Below are 14,715 nucleotides of genomic sequence, written 5' to 3'. Positions count from 1 at the left end.
TGTGACGGGCGCATGAAACGGTTTGCCGGACGTGCGTAGGGTGCAGACAACTCAAGCAGGAGCAGTGCGCCGGGACACCGCCGCACGGGGAGCGGATCGACGGGCGAAGGAGGGAGCCGGAGCGATGGGCGACCACAAAGAGCAACCCCTTCGGGTGGGCGCGGCCGTGCGCCGGCGGCGCCGCGCGCTGGAGCTCACCCTTGCCGTCGTGGCCGCGCGCTGTGGCTTGTCCGTCCCGTTCCTGAGCCAGATCGAGAACGACAGGGCCCGGCCCAGCACCAGCTCCCTGGAGAAGATCGCCGACGCCCTGCGCACCACCGCCGTGGAGCTCCTCGCCGCGGCCGACCCGGCGTGCAGCGTGGACGTCGTCCGTGCCGACGGCACCGACCCCGAGCCTCAGCCCCGGACCCGCTCCCTGGTCCGCGGCCACCACCAGATGCATGCCTCCGAGTTCACCGGCGACCATGACGCGGGCCGTGAATTCCAGTACAGAAACGACCAGTTGATGTACATCGCCGACGGCGCGGTGGAGATCGAGGCGGAGGGCCGCGCCTACCGCCTGGGCCGCGGCGACACGCTGTACCTGACCGGTGGCGTACGGCACCGCTGGCGGGCGGCCGAGTCGGACAGCCGTGTGGTCGTCGTCGCCGTGGCGGAGCACATCGAGGCGGTCCGGGACCGGCCTCGCCGGTGAGAGTGGTCTCGCTGGTCCCCTCGCTGACCGAGGCCGTGGCCCGCTCGGCGCCCGGATCCCTCGTCGGCGCCACCGACTGGTGCACGCATCCCCCCGGCCTCGACGTCGTACGCGTCGGCGGCACCAAGAACCCCGCGACCGACCGCATCCTCTCCCTCGCGCCCGACCTGGTGATCGCCAACGAGGAGGAGAACCGCGCCCCCGACCTCGCGGCCCTGCGGGCGGCGGGCGCCGAGGTCCTGGTGACGGAGATCCGCGACCTGCCGCAGGCCTTCCGGGAACTGGCCCGGGTGCTGGACGCCTGCGGGGTGGCGTCCCGGCCGCGCTGGCTGGACGAGGCGGAGCAGACCTGGTCGTCCCTGCCGGAGCCCGGGCCGCGCCGCACGGCGGTCGTGCCGGTCTGGCGCCGGCCGTGGATGGTCCTCGGCCGTGACACCTTCGCCGGCGACGTCCTCGCCCGCCTCGGCGTCGACCACGTGCACGCGAAGCACCCCGACCGCTATCCGCGCGTCCCGCTGGAGGACCTGCGCGCCTGTGCCCCCGACGTGGTGGTGCTGCCGGACGAGCCGTACCGCTTCACCGCCGACGACGGCCCCGAGGCCTTTCCCGGCCTGCCCTGCGCGCTCGTCAGCGGACGGCACCTGACGTGGTACGGGCCGTCACTGGCCGAGGCGCCGCGGGTGCTGGGCGGGGCGCTGCGAGCAGCTCGCCCCTGAGCAGCCCGCGCACGGTGCCCACCACGGCCGTGCCCCACGCCGCGACCAGCACCGCGTAGAGCAGGACCGCCGGGGCCGCACAGGCGACGAGCCCGGTGTGCCGGGCCAGCGCCTCGGCGCCCGTGACACAGGTGCCGACCGGGAAGGTGAACGACCACCAGGTCATCGAGAACCGCATCCCGTGCCGCCGGGCGCGGACGACATGGGCGGTGGCCAGGCAGAACCAGAGCAGCGCGAACCCCATCACGGGCACGCCGTACAGCACCGCGAGGGCACCGAAACCCTCGCTGTACGGCGCCGGTACGACTCCGGGCGCGACGTCCGCGAAGGCGCCGACGGCGGTGGTGGACTGCCCGAGCGGGCCGAGCACCAGGAACAGCGTCGGGGTGAGGGCGAGGGGCAGCGGCCCGCCGGTGAGCGACCGGCCGAAGACCAGCGGCAGCATGACCAGCGTCGCGAGCAGGCTGAGCCCGAACAGCGCGAGGCAGCCGAGCAGCAGAGTCTCCCGGGCCTGACCGGGCGGCAGATACGGCACCAGCAGCGGCCCGACGGCGGCCGACACCATGGGCGCGACGAGCGGCAGCAGCCAGACCGGCGTGGCCTGCCCCGGCTCGACCCGATGCCGTACGGCCATCAGATACGGCACCGTGACCGCCGCGGCGAGCCCGAGAACCGTGCCGGCGGTGAACAGCACCATGTCGAGCGCCAACGCCGCCCGCAGCCCGATCCAGTCCCGGCCGACGGTGAGGGCACCGCCGCCCACGGCCAGCAGGGCCATGGCGAGGCAGCCGTAGAAGGGCGCCACCGCCGGGTCGAGGAGGTGGGAGCGGGCCTGGTCCCGGTGCCGGGCCCAGTGCACGGTCCGCGCGCCGAGCAGGGTCACGAGCAGCGTAAGCGAGAGCGCCCAGACGGCCGCGAGCATGCCGCGCAGCCCCGGGACGTGCGGTGCGAGGGCGGCCCCGGCCGTGGCGACGACGGCGGTGCCCATGACGGTGGCGTACCAGTTGGGTCCGAGATGACGGACGGACAGCGGGTACGCGCGGGGCCGGGCTGCGGTGACCATGACTCCACGGTGGGGCCGGGGGAGGCGCACCACCAGGGATCATGCCTCTATGGCGGCATAAGCTGGGTTTATGAGCAACGCGGATGAGCGGACCGGGCCGGCCGTCACCGGCTCCGTGGCGCACCGGGTGCCGGATCTGGGCGCTCTGGAGCTGCTGCTGGCGGTGGCGCGGCTCGGCAGCCTCGGTGGCGCGGCGCGGGAGCTCGGCATCACCCAGCCCGCGGCCAGCAGCCGGATCCGGTCGATGGAGCGTCAGCTCGGCGTGGCGCTGGTCGACCGGTCGCCCCGCGGGTCCCGGCTGACGGACGCCGGGGCGCTGGTGACGGACTGGGCGCGGCGGATCGTGGAGGCGGCCGAGGCGTTCGACGTGGGGGCGCAGGCGCTGCGCGACCGGCGCGACTCCCGCTTGCGGGTCGCCGCCAGCATGACCATCGCCGAGTATCTGCTGCCGGGCTGGCTCCTCGCGCTGCGCGCGCAGCGGCCCGACACGGCGGTGTCGCTGCACGCGGGGAACTCCGCGGCGGTGGCGGAGCGGCTGCTGTCGGACGAGGCGGATCTGGGTTTCGTGGAGGGTCTTTCGGTGCCGGCCGGTCTCGACTCGGCGGTCATCGCGCATGACCGGCTGATCGTGGTGACCGCGCCGGGGCACGCGTGGGCCCGGCGGCGGCGGTCGCTGGCGGCGGAGGAACTGGCGTCGACGCCGCTGATCCTGCGCGAAGAGGGGTCGGGGACGCGGCAGGTGCTGGACGCGGCGCTCGGCGGGCTGGCCCGGCCGCTGATCGAGCTGTCCTCGACGACGGCGGTGAAGGCGGCGGTGGTGAGCGGGGCGGGGCCGGCGGTGCTCAGTGAGCTGGCGGTGGGGGAGGAGCTGGCGATGCGGCGGCTGGTGTCGGTGCCGGTGGAGGGCGTGGCCCTGGCGCGGGACCTGAGGGCGGTGTGGCCGACGGGGCATCGCCCCACGGGGCCGGCGCGGGACCTGCTGTCGCTGACGCGGGGGTAGATCTCGCCCCCGCCGCCCCTACCCGTCCCATCCCCAGGGGCGCTGCCCCTTCGACCCCGCCCGGGGGCTGCGCCCCCAGACCCCCGCTTCGGCCTGAACGGCCTCGTCCTCAAACGCCGGACGGGCTGACTTCGCCGGTGCTCGCCGCCTCCACCAGCGCCCTCATCACCCGTACGTCCTCGCCCATCTCCGGATGCCACTGCACCCCCAGCACCCAGTCGGCAGAGGGCAGTTCCACCGCCTCCACCGTGCCGTCCGCCGCGTACGCCGAGGGGACGAGGCCCTCTCCCAGGCGGTCCACGGCCTGGTGGTGGTACGTCGGCACGAACGTCTCCTCCGGGACGACACCGGCGTACAGACTCCCCGGCACCGGCTTGACGGCGTGCCCGCCGAAGACGCCCACTACCTCGGCGTGCCCGTCGATGTGCTGCACGAGCGTCCCCCCGAGAGCCACGTTGAGCAGCTGCATGCCCCGGCAGATCCCCAGCAGCGGCACCCGGGCCGCCAGCGCCGCCTCGATCAGGGCCAGCTCCCACGCGTCCCGCTCCGGCGCGGGCGGCCCCGTCCGCGGCTCGCGCTCCGCGCCGTAGCGCACCGGCTCGACATCCGGCCCGCCCGCGATGACCAGGCCGTCCAGCCGGGCCATGGCCTCCGCGGCGTACCGCGTGTCGTCCGGCGGCAGCATCGCGGCCAGGCCGCCGGCCCGCTGGACCAACCGGGGGTAGCCGACCGGCAGCAGGGCGGCCTCCAGCTCCCACACGCCCCAGCGCGCACCGGACTCCAGATAGGTGCTGACCCCGATCAACGGCCTGCCCACGACGACTCCCTCACGGTCGAACCACTCAGTCCCTTGCCAACTCTGCCTCGGCCGCCGCCAGCGCCGCGAACTCCTCCTCCGGCGCCTTCGCCACCAGGTGCTTGCGGCTGTACAGGCCGAAGTAGGCGACGGCCACGGCGTACACCAGGAGTGCGATCAACGCCGCCGTGACGTCCACCAGGAACGTGGCGACCAGCGCCGCACAGGCCAGCACCAGGGCCACCGAGGACGTCAGCACCCCGCCCGGTGTCCGGTACGGCCGCTCCAGCCCGGGCTCCCTGCGGCGCAGCACGATGTGCGACAGGGACATCAGGGCGTAGGAGATGGTCGCGCCGAAGACGGCGATGTTCAGCATCCGCGCGCCGTTGCCCGAGACCGCCGCCAGCAGGAAGCCGATCGTGCCGGGGACCAGCAGGCCCAGGTACGGCGCCTTGCGGCCGCTGGTGAGCGACAGGAAGCGGGGCAGATAGCCCGCGCGGGACAGGGCGAACAGCTGGCGCGAGCCCGCGTAGATCAGGGAGAAGAACGACGCCACCAGGCCGGCGAGGCCCGCGTAGTTCACGATCCGGCTCAGGGTCGTCGCCTCGCCGTCCGGCTGGAGCGCCTCGACCAGCGGGTTGCCCGCCTCCTGGATCGCGGCGGAACCGCGTGCCCCGGCCGCCGCGAAGAACGTGACCACCGCCAGCAGCACCAGGATGCCCATCGACCAGCGGATGGCCTTCGGCAGCGTGCGGGCGGGCTCCTTGGTCTCCTCCGCCGCCAGCGGCACGCCCTCGACGCCGAGGAAGAACCACATGCCGAACGGGAACGCCGCCCAGATGCCGAGCAGACCGAACGGCAGCCAGGAGTTCGAGCCCGCGGCCGAGGCGTCGACCGGGATGTCGTCCAGCGACGCGAAGGAGAAGTCGGGCAGCGCCGCCAGCGCGAACACGATCAGGGCGGCCACGGCGATGCCGGTGACGACGAAGCTGAAGCGCAGCGCCTCGCCGACCCCCCACAGATGGATGCCGAGGAAGATCGCGAAGCAGACCAGGTACATCGGCCAGCCGGACTCCAGGCCGAACAGGCCCAGCGACTCGACGTAGTCACCGATGAAGATGACGATGGCGGCCGGCGCGAGGACGTACTCGATGAGGATCGCCGTGCCGGTCAGGAAGCCGCCCCAGGGGCCGAGTGCCCGCCGGGCGAAGCCGTAGCCGCCGCCCGCGGTGGGCAGGATCGAGGACAGCTCGGCGAGGGCGAAGACCATGCACGCGTACATCGCGCCCATGAGCACCATGGCGATCGCCAGGCCCCCGAAGCCGCCCTCGGCCAGGCCGAAGTTCCAGCCCGAGTAGTCGCCGGAGACGACGTAGGCGACGCCGAGGCCGGTCAGCAGCACCCAGCCGGCGCTGCCGCGGCGCAGCGCTCTGCGTTCGAGATAGTCGTCGCCCTCCGGGGCGGCGGGTGTGAGAGTGGGTTCCTGGGACATGGGCGGACTCCCGACGGGGCGGCGGCGGTTCACGGGGTCGAGCAGGCTGAGACTCAATGGAATGGAGCCATACCTTTGCGGTGCCGACCCGGGAAGGCAATACCCCTGCGTTAATCGCCCGTAAATCCTCACCGCGCGACGACAGCGCCCGGTTCAGCCGAGGAAGCCCCGCAGCAGTGCCGCCGTCCCCCCGCAGTGCTCGCGCATGATCTCCCGCGCCTGATCGGCGTCGCCCTCGATCACGGCCTCCACCAGGGCGGTGTGCTGCCGCTGGGAGTGCTCCAGGTTGCGCACCAGCAGCGGGATGCAGTCGAGCAGGTCGTTGACCGTCGCGCGGACGGCCGCGTACTGGGCGGTGAGCGTGGGGGAGCCGGACAGCTCGGCGATCGTGAGGTGCAGCAGCGTGTCCAGACGGCGGTACTCGGCGAGCGGCGCGTCGTGTGTGCGCGCCAGGGCCTCGCGCAGCCGGTCCGCCTGCTTCTCCTCCAGCCCGTGCGCCGCGCACAGCCCGGCCGCGCCCACCTCCAGCACCTCCCGGAACCGCAGCACGTCCTCTATGTCGACCTCGGCGACCCGGCGCCGCAGCTCGTCCTCGCCGACGGCTTCGGCACGCGGCAGCACGAACGTCCCGCCGTACCGGCCGCGCCGCGACTCCACGAGCCCCTGGTCCTGGAGCACCTTCAGCACCTCGCGCAGGGTCACCCGGCTGATCCCCAGCCGCTCCGCCAGTTCCCGCTCGGCCGGCAGCCGCTCTCCGCCCGGCACCAGACCCAGCCGTACGACCTGGAGGATCTGCTCCAGCGCCTCCTCGAAGCCGTTGCCGGCGCGCACCGGCCGCAGCACCGGCGTCAGCCCGTCCCGCATCGTCCCGCCCCCAGCTTCCTCCGGCATGTGGCCGCACCCCCTTCCCAAGCAATGGTTCTCGGCAATACCTTATGGCTCCCGGCGGATCCAAGGCAGCGGGTCCAAGGAGCCGGCAGCGGATCCAAGGAGCCTAGGAGGCCTTCCCGTGGCAGACCGCACACCCCCGCTGAGCGTCGAGGAACTGCACACCCTCGTCGCCGGCGGTGAGATCGACACTGTCGTCCTGGCCTTCCCCGACATGCAAGGGCGGCTCCAGGGCAAGCGGTTCGCCGCACGCTTCTTCCTCGACGAAGTGCTCCACCACGGCACCGAGGGCTGCAACTACCTGCTCGCCGTCGACACCGAGATGAACACCGTCGACGGCTACGCCATGTCCTCCTGGGACCGCGGCTACGGCGACTTCGCCATGCACCCCGACCTCACCACCCTGCGCCGCGTCCCCTGGAACGCGGGCACGGCCATGCTCCACGCCGACCTCGCCTGGAGCGACGGCTCCCCGGTCGTCGCCGCCCCCCGCCAGATCCTGCGCCGCCAGCTGGAGCGCCTGGCCGAGCTCGGCTACACCGCCCAGGTCGGCACCGAGCTGGAGTTCATCGTCTTCAAAGACACCTACGAACAGGCCTGGGACGCCGGCTACCAGGGCCTGACCCCGGCCAACCAGTACAACATCGACTACTCCGTCCTCGGCACCGGCCGCATCGAGCCGCTGCTGCGCCGCATCCGCAACGAGATGGCCGGCGCCGGCCTGACCGTCGAGTCCGCCAAGGGCGAGTGCAACCCCGGCCAGCACGAGATCGCCTTCCGCTACGACGAGGCCCTGGTCACCTGCGACCAGCACGCCGTCTACAAGACCGGCGCCAAGGAGATCGCCGCCCAGGAGGGCATGTCGATCACCTTCATGGCCAAGTACAACGAGCGCGAGGGCAACTCCTGCCACATCCACCTCTCGCTCGCCGACGCCGACGGCGCCAACGCCATGGCCGGCGACCTCGAAGGCGGCATGTCCGAGGTCATGCGGCACTTCCTCGCCGGTCAGCTGGCAGCGCTGCGCGACTTCTCCCTCCTCTACGCCCCCAACATCAACTCCTACAAGCGGTTCCAGCCCGGCTCCTTCGCCCCGACCGCCGTCGCCTGGGGCCAGGACAACCGCACCTGCGCGCTGCGCGTGGTCGGCCACGGCCGCTCCCTGCGCTTCGAGAACCGCCTGCCCGGCGGCGACGTCAACCCCTACCTCGCCGTCGCCGGACTGGTCGCGGCCGGCCTGCACGGCATCGAGCAGAAGCTGGAGCTGCCCGAGCCCTGCCCCGGCAACGCCTACACCGCCGGCCTCGACCACGTCCCCACCACCCTGCGCGAGGCCGCCGAGCTCTGGGAGAACAGCCCCATCGCCCGGGCCGCCTTCGGCGACGAGGTCGTCGCGCACTACCGCAACATGGCGCGCGTCGAACTGGACGCCTTCGACGCCGCGGTGACCGACTGGGAGCTGCGCCGCTCCTTCGAACGCATGTGAGGTCCTTCTTGTCTTCCGAGCACCTTCTGGAAGTACTGAACCCCGCGACCGAGGAGGTCGTCGCCGCCGTCGCCGGAGCGAGCCCGGCCGACGTCGACACGGCCGTCACCCGGGCCGCCAGGGCGCAGCGGACCTGGGCCGCCCTCGCCCCCGGCGACCGCGCCCGGCTGCTGCGCCGCTTCGCGGCCACCGTCGACGAGCACCTGGAGGAGCTGGCCCGCCTGGAGGTCCGGGAGGCCGGCCACCTCATCGGCAACGCCCGCTGGGAGGCCGGCAACGTCCGTGACCTGCTGGACTACGCGGCCGGGGGAGTGGAGCGGCTCACCGGCCGGCAGATCCCGGTGCCCGGCGGCCTGAACGTCACGATCCTCGAACCGCTCGGCGTCGTCGGCGTGATCGCGCCCTGGAACTTCCCCATGCCGATCGCCGCCTGGGGCACCGCCCCCGCCCTCGCGGCCGGCAACGCCGTCCTCCTCAAGCCCGCCGAGACCACCCCGCTCACCGCGCTGCGCCTGGCCGGACTCGCCCTGGAGGCCGGGCTCCCGGAGCACCTCTTCCAGGTCCTGCCCGGACGCGGCGACATCACCGGCGACGCCCTGGTCCGGCACCCCGGAGTCGCCAAGATCGTCTTCACCGGCTCCACCCGGACCGGGACGCGCGTCGCGGCCCTCGGCGCCGAGCAGGTCAAGCCCGTCACCCTCGAACTCGGCGGCAAGAGCCCCAACATCGTCTTCGCCGATGCCGACCTCAAGGCCGCCGTCGACCCCTTCTCCTTCCTCGACAACTCCGGCCAGGACTGCTGCGCCCGCACCCGCGTCCTGGTCCAGGAGTCCGTCTACGACGAGGTCCGTGAGCATCTCGCCGAGGCACTGTCCGCCGTGATGGTGGGCGACCCGGCCGACGAGAAGACCCAGATGGGCCCGCTGATCTCCCGGCAGCAGCTCGACCGGGTCCGCGGCTTCGTACCGGACGGCGCCCCGGCCCTGCGCGGCAGCGCACCCGAGGGCCCGGGCTTCTGGTTCCCGCCGACCGTCCTCACCGGGGAGAGCCCCGACTCGGCCGCCGCCTGCGAGGAGATCTTCGGCCCCGTCGCCGTCCTCCTGCCCTTCACCGACGAGCAGGACGCGATCCGCCTCGCCAACGGCACCCCCTACGGCCTCTCCGGCTCCATCTGGACCCGCGACGTCGGCCGTGCCCTGCGCGTCTCCCAGGCCGTCCGCGCCGGCAACCTGTCCGTCAACTCCCATGCCAGCGTCCGCTACTGGACCCCGTTCGGCGGCTACAAGCAGTCCGGGGTCGGCCGCGAGCTCGGCCCCGACGCCCTGGCCGCCTTCACCGAAACCAAGAACGTCTTCATCAGCACGGAGGGCCCCGCACAGTGACTGCCCAGGAAAACATCTGCCGCCGCCTGGTCGGCCGTACCGCCGTCGTCACCGGAGCCGGCAGCGGCATCGGCCTCGCCGCCGCCCGCCGTCTCGCCTCCGAGGGCGCCCACGTCGTCTGCGGCGACGTCGACGACACCCGCGGCAAGGCCGCCGCCGAGGAGGTCGGCGGCACCTTCGTGAAGGTCGACGTGACCGACCCCGAGCAGGTCGAGGCCCTCTTCAAGACCGCCTACGACACCTACGGCAGCGTCGACATCGCCTTCAACAACGCCGGCATCTCCCCGCCCGACGACGACTCCATTCTGGAGACCGGCCTGGAGGCCTGGAAGCGCGTCCAGGAGGTCAACCTCACCTCCGTCTACCTGTGCTGCAAGGCCGCCATCCCCTACATGCGGCGCCAGGGCAAGGGCTCGATCATCAACACGGCCTCCTTCGTGGCCAGGATGGGCGCGGCCACCTCCCAGATCTCCTACACCGCGTCCAAGGGCGGCGTCCTCGCCATGTCACGCGAACTGGGCGTCCAGTTCGCCCGCGAAGGCATCCGTGTGAACGCCCTGTGCCCCGGCCCGGTCAACACCCCGCTGCTCCAGGAGCTGTTCGCCAAGGACCCGGAGCGGGCCGCGCGCCGCCTGGTGCACATCCCGCTGGGCCGGTTCGCCGAGGCCGAGGAGATCGCCGCCGCCGTGGCCTTCCTCGCCAGCGACGACTCCTCGTTCGTGAACGCCACCGACTTCCTGGTCGACGGCGGGATCGCGGGGGCGTACGTCACACCCCTGTAGCCGGGCTCCGGACGGCCCGGGCCGCGCCCTAGAGTGCCGGGATGAGCATGACGCCTCCGCCCGGCTGGTATCCCGACCCGCACGCCCCGCACCGGCAGCGCTGGTGGGACGGCACGGCCTGGACCGAGCACCGCCGCGCGCCCGAGGCCCCCGCCGCCCCGCCGCCGGGCGGCGGTACCGGCCGCACCAAGGCGGTCGTCCTGACCGTCACGGGCGTCGTCCTGGTCGCGGCGATCGTCACCGGAGCCGTCGTCCTCGGCGGGGGCGACGGCGACGGCACCACGACCAGGACGGCCCCGACCACCACCCCCGCCCACACGCCCGGCCCGCCGGAGCCGGCCCCCGAGGCGTCCGACTCCGAGCCGTCCGCCGACGACCCCGCGGTCGTCGAGGACCAGCTCAACGGCGTCACGTTCCCGCTGCTCGACGGCTGGGTCCGCCCGCAGTACGTCGCCCAGGACGACGTCGTCATGACGACCGACGGCACCTACGACTGCCCCGGCGGCGTGGGCCTGTGCCGCCACGGCATGGTGTTCTCCCGCACGGTGACCGAGAACGACGAGAAGTCCCCCGAGGCCCTCGCCAAGGCCGACATCTCCGAGGCGGCCGACGAGGCCTACGACCGCGACAGCCTCGGCCGCGAACTCCACGGCGGCATGACGTCGCACCAGGTCGTCAAGTCCGGGCCCGTCGCGGTGGCCGGCCGCGCCGGGTACCTGGTGCGCTGGCGCGTGAAGACCGCCAAGGGGCCCGGCGGTTACGTCCAGTCGCTCGTCTTCCCGTCCAGTGTCGGCACCGAGTCCCCGGTCCTCGTCCGGTACGTATTCGACGCCGGCGAGGACGGACCGCCGCTCGCCGACATGGACCGCATCACCAAGGGCATCCGCCCGTTCGGCGACGCGGACACCGGCGGCGGCGTCGGCAGCAGCATCGGCCCGACGGACTGACGCCCCACGGGCCTCAGAGGAACGTGGGCCTGGCCTCAGAGGAACGTGTGGCCCTCGCCGCGGTAGGTGGGCACGGTCGCCGTCACCGCGTCGCCCTCGACCAGGTGCAGCGCGTCGAACCGCTCGCACAGCTCACCGGCCTTGGCGTGCCGGAACCACACCTTGTCCCCGATCAGCAGATCGTCGGCGGGCGAGCCGAGCAGCGGCGTCTGCACCTCACCGGCACCCTCCTGAGGGTCGTAGCGCAGCCCCTCCGGCAGGTACGGCACGGGCGACCGGTCGGCCCCGGCGGCACCCGAGGCGGGATACCCCCCGCCGAGCACGGTCACCACACCCACCCCCGGCCGCCGCACCACGGGCATGGCGAACAGGGCCGCCGGACGGCCGCTGAACGATGTGTAGTTGTCGAACAGACGCGGCACGTACAGCCCCGATCCGGCGGCGATCTCGGTCACCGCGTCCTCGGCTGCCGTGTGCTGCACCGAGCCGGTGCCGCCGCCGTTGACGAACTCGAGGCCCGGCACGACGGCCCGCACCGCGCGCACCACCTCCGCACGCCGCTCGGCGAGTTCACGCCTGGCCGCGGCCTGCATCAGCCGGATCGCACGGGACCGCAGCGGACGCCCGGCCAGCGAGTCCCCGACCCCGGCGACATGCCCCTCGTACGCCATGATCCCCACGAGCTCGAAGCCGGGCCTTCGGGCCACCGCCCGTGCCACGTCGGCGACCTGGGCGGGGGAGTGCAGCGGCGAACGCCGGGCCCCGACCCGCACCCGCCCGCCGAGCAGCTTCAGGGCGGTGTCCAACTCCAGGCACACCCGCACCACTTCACGCCCGCCGCCACGGGAGGCGTCGATCAGATCCAGCTGGGCGACGTCGTCGACCATGACGGTCACGGCGGCGGCCAGCTTGGGATCACCGGCGAGTTCGGCGTAGGCCGCACGGTCGGCGGACGGGTAGGCGAGCAGCACGTCGTCGAACCCCGACCGGGCCAGCCACAGCGACTCGGCGAGCGTGAAGGACATGATCCCCGCGAAGCCGTCCCGGGCCAGGACGCGCTCCAGCAGCGCCCGGCAGCGCACGGACTTGCTGGCGACGCGGATCGGCTTGCCCCCGGCGCGGCGGACCAGATCGGCGGCGTTGGCGTCGAAAGCCTCCAGGTCCACGATCGCGAGAGGGGCGTCGAGATGGGCGGTAGCCCGGTCGTAACGGGCCCGGTCGGCGGCACGCGCAGTCATGAACGCAGCCTGCCAGACTGGATTACCGCAGGGTAGGGGGACGTTCCGGGCAGATGCCCCGGCCTCGTGGACTGGTTCCCGCTCGCCCAGGAACAAGCCGTAGAGTGACGCGCACGTACGGCGGATGGCGCCGGCCGGGGACCCGCGCCGGGATGACGCTCCGTCCGTACGGGTAGGTGTGCCCGGGACGATTCCGTGCCGGGCCTCGGGCACGACGACACCGGCCCGCGCCGGACGAACGGCCCGGGCATGAGGAAACGGGGGGTGCATGAGCACGGAAGCGCAACCTGCCTCCTTCCCTCCCCGCCCGTCACACCCCCCGGCCACGCCGGTTTCCCCTGCGACGGATGAGCGGGACACCCCGGACACAGCTTCCGCCCCCGCGACGACCAGGGCCGGAACGGACACGCCCCCCTCCGCCCGGCAGAACGGCCACCCCCGCTTCCCGACCCTCGACGCCACGAACCTCGACGCCGCAGCGTCCTCCCGTCTCTCCGAGCCCGCCGCCGTCCGGCGCACCGAGCCCCCCGCACCACCCCCGCCCCGCGCCTCCACCCGCCTCCCGGACACGCCCCCCACGGCCGGCCGCGAGACCCATCCTGGGTCGTCCGCGACGCCTGGTGTCGCTCGTGCGCCCGGCCCTGAGCCGTCCACGGCGTCCGGCGCAGCCCGCGATGCCCGCGCGGCGACGGACAGGACGTCCGGTGTCAGGCGCGGCACGCGCCCCGAGTCGTACACGGCGTCCGGCCTCGGCCGCGACGCCCGCCCTGGTGCGGACACCGCTCCCGGTGTCGGCCGTGCGACGCCCCGCCCTGAGTCGTCCACCGCGTCCGGCGTCAACCGCGGGCTCCGCCCCGAGTCGGACACGGTGCCCGGCGCAGGCCGTGCAGTCCGCCCCGAGTCGGTCACGGCGCCCGGCACAGGCCGTGCGGGCCGGACAGGCCCGGACACGCCCTCCGTCGCAGCTGACGTCCCCCCGCGGCCGCGTCACCTCCCCGCGTCGGGATCCTCCGGCCGTGCGGGGCGCACGGACACGGAGGACGGGGCCTCGTCGGAGACCTCCGGCAGGCCGTTCCGGCTCTCCGTGCCCGGACGTTCGGACGCTTCGGCCGGGGCGGCGTCGGAGACGGCCGGGCGGCCGTTCCGCCTGCCCCCGCCCCGCCGTACCGGCGCGCCCGGCGAGCACTCGTCCGAGACGACCGCGCGCCTGCGCCCGGTCCCCGCCGACCCGAAGCCGGACGACCCCGCCGCACCCTTCGGCCGCACCGCCGCGCAGGGGACGACGACCACCCGCCCCGCCACCCCGCCGCGTCCCACGCACCGACCAACGGCCCCCTCCGCCCCTGTCACTCCCGACCCCGCCCTCTCCTGGAGCGCCACCCGCCCCCTGGTGTCGTTCGGTGAACCCGAGGGCTACGACGGCGACGCCCGGCCCCGGCCGCTCGGCCGCCGCGGCGCGTCGCAGGCCGCCGCGGCAGCCGTCTGCCTCGTGCTCGGGCTGGGCCTCATCTCGGGAGCGGTCACCGGCAGCTGGCTCGTCGGCGACTCCGGGGCAGAGGGCTCGCCCGGGAGCTTCGCCGCCACCGGAAGCCTCTGGCACAGCGTCCCGGTCGACCAGCTGTTCCCGCCCACCGTGCAGGGCCGCGGCGCCGGCCCCGGCGGAGCCGACCGCACCTGGACCCGCATCGCCGTCGCCCCCGACAGCGGCTGCAAGGACGCCTTCGACCCGCTGCTGCGCAAGGCCCTCGCCCCGGTCGGCTGCGAACGCCTCCTGCGCGCCACCTACACCGACGCCACCGAGAGCTACGTGACCACCGTCGGCCTGCTCTTCACCACGGCCGACGCACCCGGCATGACCGCCCTCGCGAACCGTTTCCGCAAGGAACGCCTGGACCGCCGCAGCGACCTGATGCCCCTGCCGTACGCCGCGAAGGGCACGCCCGCCGCCGGCTTCGGCGCCCCGCAGCGCGCCTCCTGGACCGTCTCCGTGCTCACCGAGGCCCCGGTCGTCGTCTACGCCGTCTCCGGCTGGGCCGACGGCCGCACCGTCGACGACCCCCAGCCCGCCGGGGACGCCGTGGAGGCCGACGCCACCACCGCCGCCGCCCAGGCCGGCCTCGGCCACGAGGCACAGGGCCTGGCCGACCGCGTCGAACGCGACTTCCGCAGAAACGTCCGTTCGGCCTCGGAGCAGCCGTCGTGAACGCCGCACACACCCCCGCCGGAAAACG

13 protein-coding genes are annotated in these 14,715 nt (G+C 73.8%); 8 read left to right on the top strand and 5 right to left on the bottom strand.

The window, feature by feature from the left end; genetic code table 11:
• Nucleotides 1-124: 124 nt before the first annotated feature.
• Together IGS69_RS05810 and IGS69_RS05805 are read left to right on the top strand one after the other, a co-directional pair.
• Nucleotides 125-694, top strand: coding sequence for a helix-turn-helix domain-containing protein (locus IGS69_RS05810; protein WP_190897497.1), 570 nt, complete (start codon nt 125-127; stop codon nt 692-694).
• Nucleotides 691-1,410 carry a helical backbone metal receptor gene (locus tag IGS69_RS05805; RefSeq protein WP_190897495.1) on the top strand — a complete coding sequence of 240 codons (720 nt, stop codon included), beginning with the start codon at nt 691-693 and terminating at the stop codon, nt 1,408-1,410. Before IGS69_RS05810 ends, IGS69_RS05805 begins: the two co-directional genes overlap by 4 nt.
• On the opposite strand, the gene IGS69_RS05800 is transcribed toward IGS69_RS05805, so the two are convergent.
• The gene (locus tag IGS69_RS05800; RefSeq protein ID WP_190897493.1) at nt 1,322-2,473 is read right to left on the bottom strand and encodes a TDT family transporter; all 1,152 of its coding nucleotides are present in this window, start codon (nt 2,471-2,473) and stop codon (nt 1,322-1,324) included. The genes IGS69_RS05805 and IGS69_RS05800 overlap by 89 nt on opposite strands.
• 70 nt (nt 2,474-2,543) lie before the next feature.
• Between IGS69_RS05800 and IGS69_RS05795 the strand changes: the two genes are divergently transcribed.
• The gene (locus IGS69_RS05795) at nt 2,544-3,473 is read left to right on the top strand and encodes a LysR family transcriptional regulator (protein WP_190897491.1); all 930 of its coding nucleotides are present in this window, start codon (nt 2,544-2,546) and stop codon (nt 3,471-3,473) included.
• 109 nt (nt 3,474-3,582) lie between these two features.
• On the opposite strand, the gene IGS69_RS05790 is transcribed toward IGS69_RS05795, so the two are convergent.
• The 3 genes from IGS69_RS05790 to IGS69_RS05780 all read right to left on the bottom strand — a co-directional run bounded on the left by IGS69_RS05790 (nt 3,583) and on the right by IGS69_RS05780 (nt 6,652).
• Entirely contained in the window at nt 3,583-4,278 is a 696-nt protein-coding gene (locus tag IGS69_RS05790) for a gamma-glutamyl-gamma-aminobutyrate hydrolase family protein (RefSeq protein WP_190904392.1), read from the bottom strand.
• A gap of 37 nt (nt 4,279-4,315) precedes the next feature.
• The gene (eat, locus tag IGS69_RS05785) at nt 4,316-5,761 is read right to left on the bottom strand and encodes an ethanolamine permease (RefSeq protein ID WP_190897489.1); all 1,446 of its coding nucleotides are present in this window, start codon (nt 5,759-5,761) and stop codon (nt 4,316-4,318) included.
• 153 nt (nt 5,762-5,914) lie between these two features.
• Nucleotides 5,915-6,652 (bottom strand): FadR/GntR family transcriptional regulator, encoded by a 738-nt coding sequence (locus IGS69_RS05780; RefSeq protein WP_190897487.1) that lies wholly within the window; start codon nt 6,650-6,652, stop codon nt 5,915-5,917.
• A gap of 118 nt (nt 6,653-6,770) precedes the next feature.
• Here IGS69_RS05780 and IGS69_RS05775 point away from each other — a divergent pair, with 118 nt between their 5' ends.
• Genes IGS69_RS05775 through IGS69_RS05760 form a run of 4 tightly spaced genes read left to right on the top strand, consistent with a single transcriptional unit; the run spans nt 6,771 to nt 11,246 of the window.
• Nucleotides 6,771-8,135, top strand: coding sequence for a glutamine synthetase family protein (locus tag IGS69_RS05775; RefSeq protein WP_190897485.1), 1,365 nt, complete (start codon nt 6,771-6,773; stop codon nt 8,133-8,135).
• A gap of 8 nt (nt 8,136-8,143) precedes the next feature.
• Nucleotides 8,144-9,517 (top strand): aldehyde dehydrogenase family protein, encoded by a 1,374-nt coding sequence (locus IGS69_RS05770; protein WP_190897483.1) that lies wholly within the window; start codon nt 8,144-8,146, stop codon nt 9,515-9,517.
• Entirely contained in the window at nt 9,514-10,299 is a 786-nt protein-coding gene (locus tag IGS69_RS05765) for a 3-oxoacyl-ACP reductase (protein WP_190897481.1), read from the top strand. Before IGS69_RS05770 ends, IGS69_RS05765 begins: the two co-directional genes overlap by 4 nt.
• Before the next feature lie 47 nt (nt 10,300-10,346).
• Nucleotides 10,347-11,246, top strand: a complete 900-nt coding sequence (locus tag IGS69_RS05760) for a DUF2510 domain-containing protein (RefSeq protein ID WP_190904391.1) — start codon at nt 10,347-10,349, stop codon at nt 11,244-11,246.
• Between the two features lie 35 nt (nt 11,247-11,281).
• On the opposite strand, the gene IGS69_RS05755 is transcribed toward IGS69_RS05760, so the two are convergent.
• Entirely contained in the window at nt 11,282-12,484 is a 1,203-nt protein-coding gene (locus tag IGS69_RS05755; RefSeq protein WP_190897479.1) for an amino acid deaminase/aldolase, read from the bottom strand.
• Nucleotides 12,485-13,568: 1,084 nt separating this feature from the next.
• Here IGS69_RS05755 and IGS69_RS05750 point away from each other — a divergent pair.
• Entirely contained in the window at nt 13,569-14,687 is a 1,119-nt protein-coding gene (locus IGS69_RS05750) for a hypothetical protein (RefSeq protein WP_232543443.1), read from the top strand.
• Nucleotides 14,688-14,715: the final 28 nt, after the last annotated feature.

Origin of the sequence: Streptomyces tuirus (assembly GCF_014701095.1) — a bacterium.
In the GTDB taxonomy this organism is placed as follows: domain Bacteria; phylum Actinomycetota; class Actinomycetes; order Streptomycetales; family Streptomycetaceae; genus Streptomyces; species Streptomyces tuirus.
This window is presented reverse-complemented; position numbering and strand designations above follow the sequence as displayed.